Genomic DNA, 16,671 nt, shown 5'->3' with positions numbered 1-16,671 from the left:
AAGCTCCCATCAATTCGCTCGACTTGCATGTATTAGGCACGCCGCCAGCGTTCGTCCTGAGCCAGGATCAAACTCTCCAATAAAGTAGTGTTTGACTTGCTCATAGTTTGTTTCGTTTTGTACTATTATATAGTACGTTTTGTTAATCGAAATTAACGTTGGCACGCTTGGTTTTGTTTAGTTTTCAAAGATCATTTTCTGTCGCTCGTTTGAAGCAACTTAATTAGTGTACCACGTTGACATCATCACGTCAACATTTTTTAAAAACTTTTTTTAATCACTTATAAGTAATTAACACCTCGTAAATGACTTTTATAAATATACCAGTAAATTTATCTGTTGTCAAACAAATATATTGTTGTTTTTTACAGAGAAAAAGTTCATTACTATAGAAAGAAATAGTTAACTTCTTAAAGTTTTTTTATTTCTATATAGAAGGAAGCATCTATCTACAATAGCAAGATAGATGTTCTTAAGTAGATCTTTCTAAATAAAAAAAGAAGGATGCACTACTTAGCACATCCCTCCTTTCAAATATTTAAGCTAAGAATATAAAGTATAGAACAAAGACTACAAACAACCCATACATAATCGGGTGAATTTCTTTCGCTTTACCCTTCATTGCCATTGTTATTGGATAGAAGATAAATCCGATCGCAATACCTGTAGCAATACTATATGATAATGGCATCGCAATGATTGTTAAGAATGCCGGAACAGCTATTTCAAAACGATTCCAGTCGATTTTACCTAATGATGAAACCATTAAGATCCCAACAATAATTAATGCAGGTGCAGTAACTGCTGGTGTAACAACTCCTAATAACGGTGAGAAGAATAATGCTAATAGGAATAATGCTGCAGTAACGACTGAAGCAAATCCAGATCTTGCTCCTGCAGCAACACCTGCAGATGATTCGATATAAGAAGTTGTTGTTGATGTTCCTAGGATTGATCCAACAACTGTTGCAGCTGAGTCTGCAAATAACGCTTTACCTGCTCTTGGTAATTTATTCTCTTTCATTAAACCTGCTTGGTTAGCAACCGCTACTAGTGTCCCAGCAGTATCAAAGAAGTCAACAAACAAGAAAGTTAAGATAACAACAATCATTTGAATAGTAAAGATTTGATCTAAGTTAAATAATGCTTGCCCGAAAGTTGGAGCTAAACTTGGTACAGCACCTACGATAGAAGTTGGTGCTGAAATTTGTCCGACGATCATTCCTACTACTGCAGTAATAAGCATTCCGTAGAAAATGCCACCCTTAACACCACGTGTCATTAAGATAACTGTTACAAAAACACCGAAGATCGCAAGCAGCGTCTGTGGATTTGTTAAATCTCCTAAACTTACAAGTGTTGATTCATTACCAACAATAATTCCAGCATTTTGGAATCCTACGAAAGTGATAAATAAACCAATACCGGCTCCAACAGCAAACTTAAGTTCTGCAGGAATAGAATTTATAATTTTTTCACGTAAGCCCGATAAAGTAAGAAGAATAAAAATTAAACCTGAAACTAAAACCCCTGATAAAGCTGTTTGCCAAGGTACACCCATTGTTAATACAACTGTGAATGAGAAAAATGCATTTAAGCCCATACCAGGTGCAAGTGCAATTGGATATTTAGCTATGAGACCCATTAGTAACGAACCAACTGCAGCCGCAATTGCTGTAGCTGTGAATATCGCTCCTGAATCCATTCTCATGTCAGCTGGTAAATCCGGAATTGACTCCATAGACAATATACTTGGATTAACAAATAAGATGTAAGCCATAGATAAAAATGTTGTTAATCCTCCGATAAACTCACGACGATAATTAGTACCTAATTCATCGAATTGAAAAAACTTCTTCATAATGGGTGTTCCTCCTAAGTTAGTTAAAACGTCGTATAATGAAGGGATGTAAAATAATAGAAAATAAGTTCAAATAATAAGAAATCCACCGAAAAACAAAAGCGCCCATGAAGGAACATGAGCGCTTGACTATGAGAATATTAATAGTAGATATAAAGAAACATCTATCTAGTAATACCTCGTAGTCAAGCAATTTACGGTAGCTTGGTAGAAACTTCTGGGCCATATCCCCAACATTATACGACGTATTTCGACTTATTTTGTTATATCTTCATTTTATCAGCACATTCTTAATTCGTCAATAAAAAAACGAACATTATTTTACATAATGTTCGTTTCGTTCGTGTTTTACTCCCACTCAATTGTTGCTGGTGGTTTGCTTGTAATATCATACACAACACGATTTATATGGTTTACTTCATTTACGATTCTAGTTGAAATCACTTCTAGTACTTCCCATGGAATTCTTGCCCAATCTGATGTCATACCGTCTATTGATGTTACTGCACGAATACCAATTGTGTAATCATATGTTCTTGCATCACCCATAACTCCTACACTTCTGATATCAGGTAGAACTGTGAAGTATTGCCAAATATCACGATCAAGCCCAGCTTTTTTAATTTCATCACGTAAGATATGGTCAGATTCACGAACAATTTCAAGTTTTTCTTCCGTAATTTCTCCTAGTACTCGGATACCAAGACCAGGACCTGGGAATGGCTGTCTCCAAACGATTTCATCCGGAATACCTAACTCTGAGCCTAATGCTCGAACTTCATCTTTGAATAATGTGCTTAATGGCTCGATCAGTTGGAATTGCATATCTTCAGGAAGGCCACCTACATTATGATGAGATTTAATCGTTTGTGCAGTTGCAGTCCCGCTTTCGATAATATCTGTATATAACGTACCTTGTGCTAAGAATTCAATACCTTCAAGCTTAGCTGATTCATCATCAAATACATAAATAAATTCGTTACCGATGATTTTTCGTTTTTTCTCAGGATCTGATACACCTTTTAATTTATCTAAGAAACGATCTTTTGCGTCCACTTTAATAACATTCATGTTGAAGCCTTCTGTGAATGTTTTCATGACACTTTCCGCTTCATTTTTACGCAACAGTCCGTGATCAACAAAGATACAAGTTAATTGATCGCCGATTGCTTTATGAATTAGCACAGCAACAACAGATGAATCAACTCCACCACTTAATGCACAAAGAACTTTTTTATTGCCTACTTTTGCTTTAAGCTTGTCCGTTTCCATTTCAATGAAGTTTTCCATTGACCAATTACCAGCACATTCACAAATGCCAAAAACAAAGTTTTTCAATAAATCATTACCATATTCAGAATGTCTTACCTCTGGATGAAATTGAACACCATAGAATTTGCGGTCTTCATTACTCATTGCCGCATATGGACATGACGTGCTTGTAGCGTCTACAGTAAAGCCTTCAGGAATGTCTCTAACAAGATCTCCATGGCTCATCCATACAACTTGTTGTTCTGGTAAATCATTGAATAAACTTGGCTTTCCATTAATATTAATGGTTGCTTTACCATATTCACGATGACTTGCTGATTCTACTTTTCCACCTAGCTTATGTGTCATAAGCTGCATTCCGTAGCAAATCCCTAAAACTGGGATGCCTAAATCAAAAATTGCTTCATCACAGTCAAATGCATTTTCTCCATATACACTGTTAGGTCCACCAGATAAAATAACACCTTTTGGGTTTAATTTCTTAATTTCTTCTGCTGTTAGTGTGTGTGGGTGTAGTTCACTATACACTCCAAACTCACGGATACGTCTTGTAATTAATTGATTGTACTGGCTACCAAAGTCCAATACTACTACCATTTCATGAATGTTCGCCAACATCGTCACCTCATCGTTTTTTAACTACTATATCTCTATTATACTAAAACAAGCCTTGCTTACTCATATTTCATGTAAGATTCTGTGTCCAAATGAAATAGTTTTAAGCGTAAAATTTGAAAATGAAGCCATTTCTACTTTCCAAACTAGTCTTCATAACCCAGGAAATATTATCTAAAACAGCAAAAAAACTAGACTTCTGTCCTTCTATTTAAAAAAGAAGGCAGAATGCTAGTTACATAACGAACTTTATTCTGCCTTCATAGTCAGGTTATTTACGGTTACCCGGTAGAGACTCTCGATCCTTATTATCGAGGATATATGAAGGGACAATATAATTTTTTCTATTCTATCAGTCTATTGCATAAAAGGTCAAGATGATGTTTTTTTAATTAAATTTTCCCACAATTCATTTGACTTCTGCCATTCTTCGCTTGAACTATCACGACGATATAATGCTCTTTCATAACTTTTCGTTAAAGCAGTCATATGGACCATTTGAAAATAGCGATCAATATAATGAGCAAATTCGCGCAAAGTTTGATCAGGCTTCTTCTTTATCCCCATTCTTTCAAACTGCTTCAATAACGATTCATAAGCCAGAAAAAACACATCTTCATCTCTTCGATTACTGTATTTTAATAGAAGTAGTTTACCTAACCACTTTATTCTCGTTTTATAGATAATAAATCCTATAACAACAACCGCTAGCAAAATGCCATAAAGTCCATAGCTACCAAGTCGAATGTCTAATGCAAATTTACTTTTTGAAGTTGTTGAGCTTTCATCTTGCTCTTCCTGTACAGGTTTTTCAGGTGTTTCTTTCGGTTCTTCTTCTTTAGCAACAGGATCTGCTTGTTCATCTTGCTCTTTCGTTTTATCCGTATCTTTATAATCACTTGTTAATTCATAAGGATTGACAAACCCTGGTGTTGGTTCAAACGGTACCCAACCTACACCTTCAAAATAAATTTCCACCCATGAGTGGGCATTATTATTCGTGATTCTGTATTCTTTACTCACATTAGAGGTCGCTCTAACAAAATCACCTTCTGTGTAGCCTTTCACCCATCTTGCTGGGATATCAATTGAACGTAATAATACAATCATGGATGTTGAAAAATTATCGCAATATCCTGTTAACGTTTCAAATAAAAATTGATCAACATAATCTTGATTTCCTTCTGGAATCGCTATATCTTCTTTTTCATAAGAAAAGGCTACAGAACCTAAATATTCTTCAATTGCTTTCGCGCGATCAAATTGATTTTCTTCTTCTTCGGTAATTTTCTCTGCTAATTCTCTAATCCGTTGTGGTAAATCCTCAGGCAATTGAGTGTATCTTTCAATAAAGCCTTCAGGTACATTTGAAAATGTTTGTTCCTTCTTCATTTCATTTATAGGATATAACGGAATTTCGTAATCGATGGTATACGCTAAAAACTCTTCTCTGGTCCCTTCATCATCTGGAAAAGGGGAAATTTGCTCTATATTTTTATTCACATAAAGTGGTAGATCATTTTCCGTATCAACAGATGTTAAGCCTAAAGGATAAATAAGATGAAGATATTTATACCTTTCGTTAATCGTAATGGAGGATGAAAGCTGCTTTGTTTCCACTCTTTCATCTACCCAATTAAACTCCTCTTGAATGTTTGTTATTTCTTCTTTTACAGCATCAGGATCTGACGCCTGCCAGCCTTTACCTGTGTAAACATCTTTTGTTTCAACTCGCCAATAATGTCTATCAGATGAGATATGTGTGAGAACCTCGGTATCATCCCCGACAAATCCTCCACCTAGCTTTTCATCATTTTGACTATAACCAATTTTCTTTGGTCCACCTTCATCATCTTCCCGACCAACTGCAGTAATGTATGGAACAGGATCAGGCCATTGCGGGGAAGCCTTTGGTGCCAGAATCGCAAGAACCATCGAAACCATAATAAACGCAACAAGTGGTAAAATCCAACGAAGTGATGCAACCTTCTTTACCTTTAAGTTCTCAAGCCTTTTTAATCGATCAAAATAAAGCAACCCAAGCATAAAGAAGCCAATTAACACAGTTCTAACGATCGCAAATGTCGCATCATATGCTGTAAATGTATCCAATATCGTAATATACAGCAGTGTTAAAACAAAGAAAAACATAATTCTGCGCTGAAACAAAATCCAATAATGAATCAAATAAACTAATAGCCATAGCAATGTAAAAAACAAAAGCGATCGAAACGATGACGTCATATTCAACCAATCTGCATTAGGAATTAATCCTAGGTTGAAATAGATGTCCCTCCCTAAATCCTTAAGCCAAATAAAGCTAAAAAACACGCCATCAAAATATAATCCGTGTAGCATAAAAGCTATAATAAAAAGCTTTATAGGATATGTGTAAAACCATCTTATTTTGAAAAAGATGAGCAAAAAGCAAATAGCTATAAAAAAGCTAAAGATAAAAGTATTTGCTGTATCTGTATAATCATTTAAGGGTCTTAGCCATTCCCATAACAAAATAAAAGCAAAGATATAGTAGATAAAAGCAATTGTTTTCCCATCATTTTCTGGTTGATGTTTCACGAACTGCTCACCTCTTTTAATCCATTTTCAGCATCTCGATTTTGTAAAATCTCCACGCTAACTTGTCGGTTTTTGAGCCTTTCGATCAATACACTCTCTTCTTTCGCTAACTGGTCATAATAAGTCTTAACCACAAACACTTTATAGGTTTGTTGCTGCCCTACAAGTCCTTCGAGTTTTCTAACTAAATCTAGATTCAAGTTACTAGTAAAGATAATATTAGTGACTTGCCTCATATCTGTTTTTAACCGAGGACTATCTAGAGATGCCGAAAAAGGTTTATGACTATCACATTCTACTTTTGCGAGATGATAAAACATACTTCTAATATGTTGTTCACCTGATTGTAGTTCAAACACATGTTGATCATATCCAATTGATACAAGACTTACTCTTGCCCCACTTTTCACGATTGCTTTAATATATGAAGCAGTATGTGTAACAACCGATTCAAATAAAGCAGATTTTGTTCGATCTAAAAACACCACAACATCACGACTTTGCAATTGCTCAAATTCTTTTGTCATAATCGAATCTCTTCTTGCAGTAGCTTTCCAATCAATCCAAGCAAATTTATCTCCTGGTTGATATTCTCTTACTCCTACTGCCATAGTTGAATCTTTCCAATATTTCGTTTGTGTTGAAGCAGATCCCTGTTCATATTGTTTCTCATTAGGACGATAATCTACATTTATAAGTGATGGATACACTAAAAAGTAATTTTCAACTTTAAATGTTATTTCCTTTTCAATTAAACCAAATAAATCACCCGTTCGAACTCGAACCGCTCCAAATTGATGCTCTCCTCTAGGCATATTTAACAAAGCATAACTATACGTAACAGATTTTTTAAACCAAGGAAAAAATAGTTTCTTCGGCTCTTCCAGCTTTTTAGCTCCTTTCATCCGTTCACTGAGTTCATCCTCAACTAAAAGATAAAAAAGTGGAAAGGGGAATGACCTTTTCACGGTGATCGTCGCTATTAACCTCTGTCCAGCTGTAAACTGTTCTTGATTGACCTTCCTTGTTACCTGAAACGCTCGAATCGGATAGAGCATTAATAAAATTGAATAAATGGCAAACGGTAAAAAACTATAAAAAAGAAACCAACTTACAAAGCCACCTTGAAACATCGCATAACTAAATGCCGCAAGTGTAAGAAATAAGAGAGAAAACAGCTTCCATCCAACGGAAAACCTTTTAAAAAACGAGATCATTTGCTACTTAACGACCTTTGAACAGGTACGGATGTTCGGCTGATAATCTCTCCAATAAGATCTTCCGGTGATTTCCCCTCAAATTTAGCTTCAGATCTTAAGATAATACGATGTGCTAATGTGTAAACTGCTAAATATTGAATATCATCAGGAACAATATAATCTCTTCCTAAAATAAATGCATAAGCTTGAGCAGCTTTCATTAAAGCAATTGAAGCACGTGGACTTGCACCTAAATAAACAGATGGATGTTTTCTCGTTTTACTAGTGATTTCAATAATATAGTTCTTAATTGTTTCATCAACATATACATTTTGTATCTCATCCTGAAGCTCAGCTAGCTCTTCCTTTGTAATGACACTTTCAATTTTATAAATCGGCCTTTCTTTTTCAGCTAATGTTAGAACATCAAATTCTTCAGCCTTAGTTGGATATCCCATTCTTAACTTAAATAAAAAACGATCAAGCTGTGCTTCAGGTAAAGGGTATGTTCCTTCATAATCAACGGGGTTTTGTGTGGCCATAACAAAAAATGGTTTCGCGAGGATTCTTGTATTACCATCAACCGTCACACTTCCTTCTTCCATTCCTTCTAATAAAGCAGATTGGGTTTTAGGAGACGTTCGATTAATTTCATCCGCTAAAACAATATTGCCGAAAAGAGGCCCTTCCCGAAATTCAAATCGTAATTCTTTAGGGTTATATATTGAAACACCCGTCACATCAGACGGAAGTAAATCAGGCGTAAACTGAATTCGCTTAAACTCAGCACCTACAGATTTAGCAAGCGCCTTAACCATCATTGTCTTCCCAACACCAGGTACGTCTTCAAGTAAAACATGACCATTCGCAAGGATCGCGACAAGACTTAATAAACTAACATCTCTTTTTCCAACCATAACACTTTCAATATTTTTAATAACTCGACCGAGTTTTGGATGCATTGCTTCGTATTGAGACATGATCTTCCTCCTGAGATGAATTTCTATCTTTCTTCCTCATTATAATATTCTGATTAACTTAACAAAATCCTCTTGATTTTAGTAATATATTGAAATTTTAATAATATAAAAAGAAAGGGAACGTTTATCTTTTATAGAATGAGTTAATAAGAGGAATGAAAGGGGAGAAAAGTATGGGCTTTTTAGACGGACTATTAGGAAATGCTTCAACAATGTCAAACGAAGAAGTAACAAAAGAGTTACAACAACTTTTAGCTCACGGAGAGGAAGTTGATGTTGCCTTTAAATTAGTGAGAGATTTAATTGTATTTACTAACAAGCGCCTACTATTAGTAGACAAACAAGGGATATCAGGAAAAAAGGTTGAATACCACTCAATTCCATTCAAAAGCATATCCCACTTCAGTATCGAAACAGCAGGACACTTTGACCTCGATGCTGAACTTAAAATCTGGATTTCCGGCGCACAAACACCCGCTGTCGCAAAACAATTCAAAAAAGATAGTAGCATTTATGATGTTCAAAAAGTTTTAGCGACGATTTGTGGCTAAAAACTTAGCATGCACTATATTTTGATATAATAAGGCTAGCTTTTGCTAGTCTTTTTTTTAGTTTTGGTTTTGGTTCCGGCCGTACGTGAAAGCGTATCTAAATTGGCAGCTATCCTCAGGAAGTGGCTGCGCGCACAGGGAAGATTGTCTTTTTTTGAGAATGATCATAATGAACAACGATTGAAAGCGTACTCAATTAGAAATTCCCCTCAAAAGTAGACACTGCGGAAGGGGTCACAAAATTTTATCTTCGATTTTTGAAAAATATCAGCGATTTTCAGGATTTATCAGCGATTAGACAATTTCCGACAAAATCCACCCCTCCCGACCACGCCACCTACATACCAAACAAAAAAACCTCTCACTATTGTGAGAAGCTCTCCATATATTTATTCTCATCCAAATGTGATAAAAACTCATTAGAAACCTCTTCTACTATATAGCTATTAAGCTCCAAATAATACTGCCCATCCTTGTTAACACCCTCTGAACTTTCTGAAAGATCCAGAGTATGAAAAGAATATACCTCCGCTTTAGATACCACCGAATATAATGTATCCAAAGGCATGTTTGTATCAACATATTGAGCCAATTCTTTCACTTGTTGAAGTGACATTCCTTTTTTTGCCAAACTGATTAATGAATGTACAAATTTAGCATGTTCCTTTTCTCTGCCTAAAGAACCATCTGGTCGGGAAACTCTCTCTCTCAATAATGCTAGAATTTCCTCACCGTTAAAATGATGATCTCCTTTATCAATCTTTTTCGTACCTCCATTAGCTTGTGTTAAGCTAACAGACTCGTTTAGCTGATAAGATATCCCACCTAATGAATCAATGATTGAAATAAGCCCTTCCATATTCACTACAGCATAATAATCAATCGGTACATTCATGAAATTAGAAACCGTTTCAACTGCAGACTCCACACCACCATATGTGTAGGCATGCGTAAATTTGTCCTTTTTTATTTCCTTCCCATCTTTATCAATGATCGAAACATATGCATCACGCGGAATGGAAGTTAACTTCACAGTATCGCTTTTGGGATTATATGTTAGTAAAACATTTGCATCAGCTCGATTATTTGCATCAATACCCATAAGCAAAATAGAGAGAACTTCCTCATCCCGGTTAACAATTGTTTCATTCACCGAGTCGGCATGTTGATTTTTATTACCTGTAAGAATTGAAGGTAATAATATACTAGTAAAAACAAGTAGTAATAATACTAGACTTAAAGCAGGGACCATATGATGTCTTAAAAAGGGCTTTCTTTCCTGTTGCTCTTTTTTGTCATCATTCTCTAATCGATTAAACACTTTCTGCCGATCTTCACTGGTAAACTCAAGATCATCATTGTCTTTAGCCCAAATTAGTGAGTTCTTAAGTTCTTTTTCATCCATAAACCTCTGCCTCCTCTAATTTTATTTTCAGCTTTTTCTTTGCTCTTTTTAAACGAGTTTTCACCGTGTTTAGTTGAATATTTGTCATTTCTGATATTTCCTCTATTTTTAAGGATTTAAAATAATAAAGGTAAATAACTTCGCGATACTTATCAGGGAGCGAAGAAACATGTTCGTATATTTCTTGTTTTTCATAGTAATCTACTACTTTATTTTCTGTTGATGGTAAAAAAGATTTTGCCGTTTCTTGTATAGAATGTAACGTTTTTACTTTTTTATAATGCCAGCTCTTAAGATAATCTTTACACTGGTTAATTGTAATCCGATAAAGCCATGTTTTTAATTGGGCATCATGGCGAAATCCATCCAGATTTTCATAACACTTAACAAATGCATTTTGCACCATATCTTTCGCTGTTTCTTTATCCTTTACATATGTAAAAGCCAATCGTACTAATTCACTTCCATGGTCAATCATTATTTGTTCAAGCAGTTTATCTTTTTCATGTTTATCCATTTGGTCTCCTTTCCTTCAACGTTTTCTATTTTTTCGCGTATTTGACGATTAGGGTGATAAAATAGTTTCAAGTTTCTTTTCCGTGCAAAAAAAAGACTTCCCAAAGTCCAAGGAACTTTTAGAAAGTCTTACTACTCAAGCTAAGTAAACTTTTATACAAATACACCATCTATTTAAATTAATTAATAACATTTTTTCAGAAAAGAGGTTTTCGTAACATTAGCCACAATCTTTCAGAAAAGAGCCTTCAAAAAGAGCCTTTAAAAAAATGCTTCTCAAGATACTGTGAAACACCATCTTCATCACAAGTGAAATCTGTTACATCATCAACTAATTCTTTTATATGATTCGGTGCATTTTTCATTGCAACAGAATGTCCAACAAATTTAAGCATTGGAATATCGTTATCACTATCACCAATCCCGACAATATCGTTTGCTGTTAAGTGATGCTTGTTTAATATGTACTCAATACCTGTTGCTTTGTTCACATTTGCAACCATGATTTCAACATTATGTTCTGATGAAATAGACATGGTAAAATCTATTTCCTTCTTCAACTCCTCGAGCTCCTTTTTCCACGCATTGATATGTTCTTTAGAGCGACTAAAACAGTAAAATTTAGAAAACTTATCTCCTTCGATAACATCTTTCCATTCAATTTCATTCTTGATCGCTTCTTTACGTGACATCCATTCATTGATTCCGACAGTTTCCACTCTTGGCTCACGTATTTCATCTTCAATATAATGACGATCTTCTTTTAATGTAAATCTTGATCCCTTATTTGGGAAAAGCTCATAGTAAACTTTATTCTTTCTTGCTTTCTCAATTACTTTCTCTACTAACTCAAGTGGTAACGAATGCTCCATAATAGCGACACCGTCAACATGAGCAGACATTCCGTTAGAGCTAATAAATCCATCAACCTGGAAACCTTCAGGCACTAAAGCCTCAATTTCATCAAATGATCTTCCTGTGGCGATAAAAACAAGAATTCCTTTTCTACGCAGCTGATCAATAACTTCCTTTGTTTTCAAAGTAACTAAATTTTGGTGATTTAAAATCGTACCATCCATATCTAAAAAAATGGCTTTAGGTTGTTTTATCATGTTCGTCCTCCTAAAATTCGAGTAAAAGTAGAATGTATCTCTTCTCTGCAGAAATTTCCACTCTACTATCTTAAATCATTTGTATAGGCTCTTTTCTGCAAGATTGTTGTTAAATAAATTAATCATCTGTTGAAATCATTCCTTTTATCGCATAAAAATGTACGATTCTTACAGAAAAGATGCTACAAGACTTAAGACAATCCTGTTTCCTTAAGAATGTCAAAGCAACAAAGTTTACTAAATCTTATTATTAAGATTATCGCATTTGTGTATTATTAATCATTAAAGTAATAGGTATTGTACTATGTATACTTTAACGAAACTCACTTCCGTCACCCCAAATCGTTCTTCCACCAGTGTGAGCCGTATTGGCATGTTCTTCTTCATCAACTAACTGTATGGGGTACCAGGCTCCTCGTGATGATGCCAAGTCTAGCCTTCTGGTGTTTGAACCGTTAGCTAATGCCCCTACATCAGATTGTGTGAAACCTAATTCAGCAGCAAGGGTTGGATTTTCAACGATCGCTTGATACAATGTATCATTCGCTACTCAAAAATGAACATCATCACTTTCTACATACAATTCTTCAGCAATGATCACATGAAAGGTTTCATCGAATACAGGATCTGTTCAACATGTATATTTAAAACCCCGACCTTTTAACAAGTATTTTACTAGTTTACCATTTAGAAACATGTCACTTAATGTCGAAAAACCTATTCTTATAAGATAAAAAAGCCACTATGATGTAATACATTCTTTCTCTCTCAATCAAGACAAGCTATTTTTTCACCACTCCTTTTAATATGTATTACAAAATAAATCTTAAGATTATTCTTGAATTTCACTTTTCACACAATATTTTATATCTCACTTTGACAATTTCCACTTCTAATGCAAAAACTAAAAGGAAGTTTATGTCGAGAAATTGCCTTCTTCTTGAGACTATGAGTTTTTCATAAATTCATTACTTTCATGACAAAATACAGATTGTGTTAAAATAAAAGAATCCGTTAAAATGGAGATTCATTAAAAAGGCTGTTACCTTAAATTTTGTCATATCTTCTCCATTTTCTATCAGTATGTATTATCTAGTAAATTCAAATTATCGTGGTTTAGGAGAGGTTTTACGTGAATAAAAAAGACATAGCACAAATTCGCAAGCAATTTAAAATAGATAATGATTTACTCCAAATCTCCAACATATTTAATGTATATATTATGAAAGAAACAAGTGAAATTTATCATCACCAAAGTCAGCCTTTTGAAATGCTTGATCAAGATCAGCAAGAGCTTTTTATGAATAACTTTAAGAAGCTACTTGCAGGGCATTTAGATGAAAAACTATTCGAGCTTAAATTTCAACGTGATGCCGAAAATAGCAGTCAGCTTATTTTGCATCAAGGATTACTTAGTCAAGATGTGGATGGCTGGAAAGAGCAAATGCTGCAAATTGTAGAGAAAATGTTAGCTAACAGACAATATGAGATGGATATTGTGATCACTTTTATTCGCGGAGAGTACTTAAAACCAACAAAGCGTCGAAGTGAAGAATCGGAGGAAAGTGACAGAGATACTGTTTATTCACATCCCTTTATTTTATGTAGTATCAATAATACACAAGAGCCAAAAAAGGAATTGCTTTTTGATTATGTTGAGAGGGAATTTAAGTACAGCTTTGTTGTTGATCCAATTATCAACCTTACTACTCCAATCGCCGGCTTCCTCTTCCCGTGTTTTACTGATCATGCAGCAGATGTGAATCACATTCTTTATTCAGCAGGAAAAGTGCATGAACCTGATCACCAATTTATTGAAGAAGTACTAAATGGTGAAGAGACGATGACAGCAAAAGATGATAAAATCGTTTTCGAGGAAATCATCAAAGATGTTACAGGAGATCAATTAAATACATCCACTCTTTCCAACGTTTATGAGGAAATCAATTTGATGATTCAAGAAAATGAAGAGGAAGAACAACCAAAATTAGATTCCACTGATGTTCAACGTGTTTTAAAAATGAGTGGATTAGAAGACATAAGCACAGAAAAGGTAGAATCTGCATTCAAAAAAATAATTGATGATGATAAATACGAACTAAAAGCAAGCAGCATACTGCCGAAGTTCACATCAAAATCAATTAAAATCCAAACAAAAATCGCGAACATTTCAATCAGTCCCCAAGATTTAAGATATGTAAAACAAGTCAACTTAAACAACAAACGTTACCTAATGATCGAAGTGGAAGAAGATACTGTGATTGAAGGATTTACGATGATTCCGGAAGCTTTTGGTGTGGAGTCAGGCGAGTAACTGTACACAAAAAAGTGTAATATCACACTCCACAAAAGTAAGAGGCTTCTCTTAAGAAGCCTCTTTACTATGTTACCGACAACCTTAGTAAATATTAGGTGACTTTTTATTACTTTGCTATTTTTGTAAGAAAAGAGTTGGAATAATGTGTCCAACTGAGCAATAGAGTTGCCAGTACTAGATAAACAATAGTATAGATCCAAAAAGGTATTTCAATGACTAATACACCTATGTAATACAATGGTAAGTCAACTCCGAAAACCAAAACAGGTGCTAATAAACGCCAGTGGAGCTTATGGGAAAACATAATAGCCACACTGAAAATTAACCCTTTCATCATGCCCATAATAGATGAAATAAAAATGTTATCACGATAAACATTTTCAAAAAAACCATATTCATAATGTCGAATAGCAAGAACGGACAATATGTACATCACAGTACCTGCACCTCCCCACCCTTGCATCCACAACGATAGAAACCTTATCCATTTATTACCTAACTCAAGAGCCCGCATCCAGAACTTACTTAACAAGAGGAAAATGATAACAGAAATGAATGTATATTCTCTTCTCCACCAGTTTGTGTAATAAATATCAAGCCATTCAAATAACTCTCCTAATCCCATCAAAATCAATGCAAAAAGTACAAGCCAGCGAAATCGAAGCTGATAAACCGCGACTACTACTCCTAAGACAGGAATGACAAACAAATTCGAGACAATTGCCCCTAGTGCGTTATCGTAATATCTTACTTCAAAAACTTCTGGAACATAAAAGTAACTATTTCCGACAATCATGACAATTAATTCTCCTATATATACTATTCCAGAAAAACACAGAAAAAGAACAGTGAGACCAAATTGACGTTTGCGAACAATGACCGTAATTAATATAGTTATGCTTACTACAGCAAGAATCAGATAGGGGATATAGTTAGGCATTACTCAGACTTCCTTTTTTCTCTTATCATATCCAACGGATCATCTATGTTATTCATCAGGTGCCTGTCACGCCCCGGAAATTGTATTATTTTGTCGAGTGAACATAGGAAACATTTTTATTAAGTTTAGTCTATTTTTATTGAAGAGATACCTGAGAGTACTAGAGAAAGCCGTAGAAGGTAATTACAAAAATAATGAAAGCTCATCTTTATCACTCGACAAAATTCGCCATTATTCGGGTAGTGACAGGCACCGATACAATTTTTGTTAACAGCTAACAAAATTAGAGAAGTTTATTATATAATATAAAAAAATGAGGAAATTTTATCGTTATAAACTTTTGGAATATTTCAATAACTACTTTTTCTTTTCAATTTAAAGCAAGAACAACGGCGTATAAAATCAAGTATTTCTTCGCTAAAGTAACAAAAAAGGATTGTCATTATTCCTGGTCTACTATTTCTACAGACATATCTTCACCGTTCTTCTGCACCTATTTATCTAACAATAATGGTTGGCATATCTCAAGTGATGATAAGTAGAAACCCTCATTAAGTTAAGCACTTAGATTATCAACAAAAATAAAGAATCAAAATAAGAGGTGATGAAAAAATGTTAGAACCGATACTTCGGGCTAGCAATATTACTAGAACATTCGGCAATGGAAGGAAATCGGTTTCCGCCTTAAAAGGCATTAACATGACCATTCAAAAAAACTCATTAGTGATCCTTAAAGGAAGGTCTGGCTCAGGAAAAACAACATTAATGAATATTTTAGGTGGGCTTGATACACCAACAGAAGGAACCATTACATTTTTAGGACAAGACCTAGCTAAGCTTAGCCAAAAAGAAACAGATGAGTTTCGAAAAAAGCACATCGGTTTTATTTTTCAGGCATTTGCTTTATTACCCATGATGTCTGCAACTGAAAATGTAGAATTTGGTCTTCGTATTGCTGAAAAACCACCGAAAGAATGGGACGAACGAGTGACGGAAGCATTAGAATGGGTTGGTCTGTCTAAACGAGCGAAACACCGACCTTCAGAGTTATCGGGTGGTGAGCAACAACGTGTGGCGATAGCTAGAGCAATAGCCAATCGCCCATCATTAATTCTAGCTGATGAGCCAACTGCAGAACTTGATTCGAAGCGAACACTCCAAATCATGCGCTTGTTTCGTTCATTAGTTGATGAACAGGACATGACAATCATTTTAACAACACATGACCCTAGCGTTTTACAGCTGGCAGATCATATTTTTGAATTAAAGGATGGTCAGTTATTAGATTCTGAAGTGGTTTCTTGATGTTCTTTAAAAGGAGGGATT

13 protein-coding genes, 1 rRNA gene and 2 riboswitches are annotated in these 16,671 nt (G+C 34.9%); of the genes, 3 read left to right on the top strand and 11 right to left on the bottom strand.

Annotated features, from left to right (window positions below):
• From LC076_RS22310 to LC076_RS22285, 6 genes are all read right to left on the bottom strand, one after another.
• Positions 1-83, bottom strand: a 16S ribosomal RNA gene (locus tag LC076_RS22310); the annotation flags it as partial.
• A 455-nt stretch (positions 84-538) separates the two neighbouring features.
• On the bottom strand, positions 539-1,861 hold the full coding sequence (locus LC076_RS22305; RefSeq protein WP_226671344.1) for an NCS2 family permease: 1,323 nt from the start codon (positions 1,859-1,861) through the stop codon (positions 539-541).
• Positions 1,862-2,023: 162 nt separating this feature from the next.
• Positions 2,024-2,125: riboswitch (purine riboswitch) on the bottom strand.
• Positions 2,126-2,209: 84 nt separating this feature from the next.
• Positions 2,210-3,751, bottom strand: coding sequence for a glutamine-hydrolyzing GMP synthase (gene guaA / locus LC076_RS22300; protein WP_226671343.1), 1,542 nt, complete (start codon positions 3,749-3,751; stop codon positions 2,210-2,212).
• Between the two features lie 240 nt (positions 3,752-3,991).
• Positions 3,992-4,093: riboswitch (purine riboswitch) on the bottom strand.
• 27 nt (positions 4,094-4,120) lie between these two features.
• Positions 4,121-6,325 carry a transglutaminaseTgpA domain-containing protein gene (locus LC076_RS22295; protein WP_226671342.1) on the bottom strand — a complete coding sequence of 735 codons (2,205 nt, stop codon included), beginning with the start codon at positions 6,323-6,325 and terminating at the stop codon, positions 4,121-4,123.
• Positions 6,322-7,542: a DUF58 domain-containing protein gene (locus LC076_RS22290; protein WP_226671341.1), complete on the bottom strand. Its 1,221-nt coding sequence runs from the start codon at positions 7,540-7,542 to the stop codon at positions 6,322-6,324. Before LC076_RS22290 ends, LC076_RS22295 begins: the two co-directional genes overlap by 4 nt.
• Positions 7,539-8,504 carry an AAA family ATPase gene (locus LC076_RS22285; RefSeq protein WP_226671340.1) on the bottom strand — a complete coding sequence of 322 codons (966 nt, stop codon included), beginning with the start codon at positions 8,502-8,504 and terminating at the stop codon, positions 7,539-7,541. Before LC076_RS22285 ends, LC076_RS22290 begins: the two co-directional genes overlap by 4 nt.
• A 173-nt stretch (positions 8,505-8,677) precedes the next feature.
• Between LC076_RS22285 and LC076_RS22280 the strand changes: the two genes are divergently transcribed.
• Positions 8,678-9,055 carry a PH domain-containing protein gene (locus LC076_RS22280; protein WP_226671339.1) on the top strand — a complete coding sequence of 126 codons (378 nt, stop codon included), beginning with the start codon at positions 8,678-8,680 and terminating at the stop codon, positions 9,053-9,055.
• A 364-nt stretch (positions 9,056-9,419) separates the two neighbouring features.
• Here LC076_RS22280 and LC076_RS22275 read toward each other — a convergent pair whose 3' ends face one another.
• From LC076_RS22275 to LC076_RS22260, 4 genes are all read right to left on the bottom strand, one after another.
• Positions 9,420-10,460 (bottom strand): LCP family protein, encoded by a 1,041-nt coding sequence (locus LC076_RS22275; RefSeq protein WP_226671338.1) that lies wholly within the window; start codon positions 10,458-10,460, stop codon positions 9,420-9,422.
• Positions 10,453-10,977: a sigma-70 family RNA polymerase sigma factor gene (locus tag LC076_RS22270; protein WP_226671337.1), complete on the bottom strand. Its 525-nt coding sequence runs from the start codon at positions 10,975-10,977 to the stop codon at positions 10,453-10,455. Before LC076_RS22270 ends, LC076_RS22275 begins: the two co-directional genes overlap by 8 nt.
• 247 nt (positions 10,978-11,224) lie before the next feature.
• Complete coding sequence (locus LC076_RS22265; RefSeq protein WP_226671336.1) at positions 11,225-12,088, bottom strand: Cof-type HAD-IIB family hydrolase; 864 nt, start codon at positions 12,086-12,088, stop codon at positions 11,225-11,227.
• Between the two features lie 313 nt (positions 12,089-12,401).
• Positions 12,402-12,623: an HNH endonuclease gene (locus LC076_RS22260; RefSeq protein ID WP_226671335.1), complete on the bottom strand. Its 222-nt coding sequence runs from the start codon at positions 12,621-12,623 to the stop codon at positions 12,402-12,404.
• Positions 12,624-13,220: 597 nt separating this feature from the next.
• Here LC076_RS22260 and LC076_RS22255 point away from each other — a divergent pair.
• The gene (locus tag LC076_RS22255; protein ID WP_226671334.1) at positions 13,221-14,402 is read left to right on the top strand and encodes a DUF4317 domain-containing protein; all 1,182 of its coding nucleotides are present in this window, start codon (positions 13,221-13,223) and stop codon (positions 14,400-14,402) included.
• A gap of 109 nt (positions 14,403-14,511) precedes the next feature.
• On the opposite strand, the gene LC076_RS22250 is transcribed toward LC076_RS22255, so the two are convergent.
• Positions 14,512-15,345, bottom strand: a complete 834-nt coding sequence (locus tag LC076_RS22250; protein ID WP_226671333.1) for a hypothetical protein — start codon at positions 15,343-15,345, stop codon at positions 14,512-14,514.
• Between the two features lie 612 nt (positions 15,346-15,957).
• Here LC076_RS22250 and LC076_RS22245 point away from each other — a divergent pair.
• A complete protein-coding gene (locus LC076_RS22245; protein ID WP_226671332.1) occupies positions 15,958-16,650 on the top strand; it encodes an ABC transporter ATP-binding protein in 693 nt (230 codons plus the stop codon).
• Positions 16,651-16,671 lie beyond the last annotated feature (21 nt).

Source organism: Metabacillus litoralis, from assembly GCF_020524045.1.
GTDB lineage: Bacteria > Bacillota > Bacilli > Bacillales > Bacillaceae > Metabacillus > Metabacillus litoralis_C.
The sequence above is the reverse complement of the archived record's forward strand: the minus strand, read 5'-3'. Positions and strand labels throughout refer to the sequence as shown.